The sequence below is a fragment of the Microcystis sp. LE18-22.4A genome, assembly GCF_027531105.1.
Classification (GTDB): Bacteria; Cyanobacteriota; Cyanobacteriia; order Cyanobacteriales; family Microcystaceae; genus Microcystis; species Microcystis aeruginosa.
This window is the reverse complement of the sequence record NZ_JAPZRB010000020.1, coordinates 1-3670: the sequence shown is the minus strand read 5'-3', so window position 1 is coordinate 3670 and position 3670 is coordinate 1. Positions and strand designations below refer to the sequence as shown.

The 3670-nt window shown below is 43.2% G+C and carries 3 protein-coding genes; all 3 read right to left on the bottom strand.

Annotation, left to right across the window (positions count from 1 at the left end; genetic code table 11):
* Positions 1-112: 112 nt before the first annotated feature.
* From O9295_RS00750 to ebsA, 3 genes are read right to left on the bottom strand one after another with little or no spacing between them, the layout of a single operon-like run.
* A complete protein-coding gene (locus tag O9295_RS00750) occupies positions 113-1927 on the bottom strand; it encodes an ABC transporter ATP-binding protein (RefSeq protein WP_288030965.1) in 1815 nt (604 codons plus the stop codon).
* A 40-nt stretch (positions 1928-1967) separates the two neighbouring features.
* Complete coding sequence (locus O9295_RS00745; RefSeq protein WP_288030962.1) at positions 1968-3044, bottom strand: phosphotransacetylase family protein; 1077 nt, start codon at positions 3042-3044, stop codon at positions 1968-1970.
* A 35-nt stretch (positions 3045-3079) separates the two neighbouring features.
* On the bottom strand, positions 3080-3457 hold the full coding sequence (gene ebsA / locus O9295_RS00740; protein WP_061431277.1) for a type IV pilus biogenesis protein EbsA: 378 nt from the start codon (positions 3455-3457) through the stop codon (positions 3080-3082).
* Positions 3458-3670: the final 213 nt, after the last annotated feature.

Genomic DNA, 3670 nt, shown 5'->3' with positions numbered 1-3670 from the left:
GGGTGTGGGGTGTGGGGAAGTAGGGTGTGGGGTGTGGGGTGTGGGAAGTATAAATAAAAATAATCTCCTGTCTCCTGTCTCCTGAATCCTGACTCCTGTCTCCTGACTCCTGTTAACTATCTGTGCCTAACATTTGCAGTTTATATAAACTAGCGTAGAGGCCGTCTTCGGTTAATAAATCTTCATGGGTTCCCGATGCGACTAATTCCCCGCGTTTAAGGACAAGAATTCGATCGACATCGCGAATAGTGGAGAGACGATGGGCGATAATAATAGCAGTACGATTGACTAAAATCTGTTCTAAAGCTTCTTGAATTAATACTTCTGTCCCCACGTCTAAACTAGCGGTAGCTTCATCTAAAACTAAAATTTCGGGGTTACGAATAGCGACTCTCGCAAAAGCGAGTAATTGTTTTTGTCCTCCCGATAAATTTGCGCCTCGTTCCCGTAAAAGGGTATGATAACCATCGGGTAACTCCTCGATAAAGTGATCGATATTAGTTAATTTAGCTGCTGCCTTCACTTGCTCAAAATCATAATTTTCCCCTAAAGTAATATTGCGAGTAACATCTCCGGCAAAGAGAAAAGTTTCTTGGAGAATGACACCGATATAACGTCTTAATTCCGCTTGGGGAAGATAACGGATATCGATACCATCCACTAGAATTCTGCCCTTACTTGGTTCGTAAAGACGACAGAGAAGACGAATAATCGAACTTTTTCCCGCACCGGTGGGACCAACTAAAGCGACTTTTTCCCCTGGATGAATGGTAAAATTGAGACCTTTGATAATATATTCATCGGGTTTATAACCAAACCAAACATTTTCAAAAATAATCTCGCCAGTTTGACGTTTTTCTGGGAAGTAAATCTCTTTATAATTGTTAGAATCGGTGATTTCAATGGGAATACTAATTAATTCACCAATTCGTTCTATAGCAGTAAAACCCGATTGAAACATAGTAAATTTTTCGGCAAACTGACGCAGGGGATTAAAGAGACGTTGGGAGAATAAAATAAAAGCTGATAAAACCCCAAAATCAATGGTTTTCTGGAGAATAAAAATCCCGCCTAACCATAATACTCCTCCCACGGCAATTAATCCGATCCATTCCAAAGTGGCCGAGACAGCAGAATCATAAAAAATTGTTTTATCTAGGGATTGACGATAGTGAGTATTGATAGCGCGAAACATTTCAGCATTAAAGCGTTCGCGGCGAAATAATTGAACAATATTAACTCCGACTATATTTTCCTGTAATTGGGCATTAAGTTTTGATAATTCCTCGCGTACTTGATAGTTAGCGATGCGGTATTGTTTTTGAAAAAAGATAATTAAAGCAGTGACGGGAAATAACATCAACACCAACAATAGAGCTAATTGCCATTGCAGGGTAAACATGGTGATGATAATAACTAAAATATTGACCAAATCACTGACAACTCCGATCGCCCCACTAGCAAAAACTTCTCCTAATGCTTCCACATCGCTGGTTAAACGAGTGACTAAACGTCCCACGGGAGAGCGATCAAAAAAACTGGAGGAAAGGGAGGTGACATGGGTAAATAAATCTTCCCGGACATTAGCAGTAATTGACTGACCGACTTTCTGCACTAGATAACCTTGCATTGTCCCTAAAATCAGTCGTAAAATAATCGCAGCCGAGAGGATAATAATTAGGGTATTAATGGCTGCTGTTAAGGGCATTCGAGCCAAAAAATCCCAAGTTTGTTCCTTTTGCAAAAGGGAGACCGCTTGACCGATAATTAAGGGTTGGATCGCCCCTGTGAGAGATAGGGGAAAAAGAAGTATTAATGACCAGAATAGCAGGGCTTTTTGCTTTTTTGCGTAGGGAAGTAATCTTAATAATAATCTCCAGTCATTTTCTTTGACCGGAGGGGACACAGGGGAGGATGATAGACTCATGAAGGGATTTCCAATGAAATTCTCGGCAGCCAGGGAGAAATTACCCCCCTGTTGTTAACTTTTCTAACAGGCGATCGATCTGGAAATATTCCTCCATTAATTCTCGAATACAAGCGACTTTTACCTGTTCCTGTAAGCGAATCTTCCCGAAGGCCTGATCGACGATTTCCACGGTGGTGAGAGTATCTAAATTTACCGAGAGAATCGGTACTTCTAAATCCTCGGCCCGGCCCAAAATCAGGGGATCTGGAGAGATAGAACCGGTTAAGATTAAACAGGTGGTGGAAGTTTCTAGGGCAGCTAACTGTAGGTCTATGCGATCGCCACCCGTAATCACAGCCATATTTTCCCCCTTGCGAAAATATTCTAAAGCGGCGTTGACATTCATTGCCCCGATCGCTAAACTTTCTACCATCCAATCCAAACGATCGGGCCGACATAATACTTTGGCCTCTAAAAGATGGACAATTTCCCGAACACTAATACTGCGCAGCAGTTTACTAGCGGGTAACAGTCCTAAAACTTCCACACCTTGGCCAGCGAGATAGGGTTTAAGGAGAGATTGTACTTCATCCCAATCATCGGTGGGGATATCGCTAATTACTACCCCCAGCAGCTGATTATTTAATTCCTGTTGCGCTTTCAGCAGACTATCGGCAATCAGGGGAGAACTATAGCGGGCCACCAATAGGATCGGAGTCTGGAGAATTTTGGCCATCTCCCCCATCGATAACTGAAAAATACTCCCTTCCCAGAGAGTCCCCGGCCCTTCGAGGAGGGTAATATCACTGTTAACCCGATCGAGATAGCCAGCAAGAATATTGCCGTAGTCCTGTTTATCTGCACCTTGCAGACGTTTAGCAACGGAATCCACATCTGTATAGATCACGGGTAAACGCAGCTGATCGGGGGATAATTCTAGTAATTGCCGGATAAATTCTACATCCTCATCGACCAATTGCCCATCGACGTAGCCCGGACAATTGCCCACTGGTTTGCCGTAACTTATCTCTAGGCCTTTTTGCCGCAAGAGATGCGCTAAACCGACGATAGTTCCCGATTTACCACTGAGGGGTTCCAGGGAAGAGATGAGTATAGATTTGGCTGATTTCGCCACGATTTGCTCCTTTTTAACCCGTAAAATCCCGACTTTTATTCTTCAAATCGCAGCAGTTTCCGATAAAATCCCTGCGAAAAGTCGGCTGAACCTAGCTGCTTAAAGGTTTTAATCGCATCGATGAGATATTCGATCAACTCGGCGTTAATAATCGTCATCTCATAGCTTAGGTCGGCCTGTCCTTCAAATTGTAAACGACAACGGGTCAATTCCGAGGGCAATTTTGATACATACCAAGACGCCACAAAGGGAATCCCTTGACTGTTTTCTATGCGACGACGACCTTCTAAAGATCCTGCTTGATACAAAGCGATCGCATAGGGCAGGATACTATGTTTGTCCTTGGCATAGTAGGGCATATATACTACCACATCGGCCTTATTAGCGGGTTCTAATTGTTCGATAGTCGGCATAATTTAAGTAATAGGACAAAATTAACTTCTTGGTTAGGATAGGCACTCATGCAAGGGGCAAAAGGCAAGAGTTACTTAGGGGCTGCTGAAAAAGTTTTTCGTGGGGGCAGGGTGTGGGGTGTGGGGTGTGGGGTGTGGGGTTTTACCCATTTTCAGGTGGTCAATTACCTAATTTTCAGGGAAAAAATCCCTAAATTTTCCCCCCAATCACTC

Bases quoted from the DNA above. Each gene is read 5' to 3' on its own strand.
- ebsA (WP_061431277.1), bottom strand. From the start codon at position 3,457: ATGCCGACTATCGAACAATTAGAACCCGCTAATAAGGCCGATGTGGTA.
- O9295_RS00750 (WP_288030965.1), bottom strand. From the start codon at position 1,927: ATGAGTCTATCATCCTCCCCTGTGTCCCCTCCGGTCAAAGAAAATGAC.